The sequence below is a fragment of the Pseudomonas sp. 32_A genome (genome assembly GCF_017490905.1).
In the GTDB taxonomy this organism is placed as follows: domain Bacteria; phylum Pseudomonadota; class Gammaproteobacteria; order Pseudomonadales; family Pseudomonadaceae; genus Aquipseudomonas; species Aquipseudomonas inefficax.
In genome coordinates this window covers 1-238 of sequence record NZ_JAFGYI010000512.1, presented here as the reverse complement: position 1 = coordinate 238, position 238 = coordinate 1, and the positions used below count along the sequence as shown (strand labels likewise).

Here is a 238-nt window from a genome sequence, read left to right as displayed (position 1 = left end):
GGCGCACAGCAGCACCCACGACAGCAGGGCCCCGAGCAGCGAGATGATCAGGCCGACGCTGATCAGCACCGCACCCCAGTGGCCGACCACATGCTCCAGCACGGCAGCCATCGACGGGTTCTGCAGCCCGGCCAGTTCCGGCTGGGTCATCACCCCCAGCGACAACACGTTGACCAGCACCAGCAACGCCAGCACCCCCAGGAAACCGATCACCGTAGCCTTGCCCACATCCGACCGG

Annotated in this window: 1 protein-coding gene; it reads right to left on the bottom strand. The window is 67.2% G+C overall.

Annotated features, from left to right (window positions below):
• Positions 1 to 238 (bottom strand): amino acid permease (locus J5M58_RS27635; protein ID WP_207880712.1); only part of this gene is annotated, 238 nt, incomplete at both ends.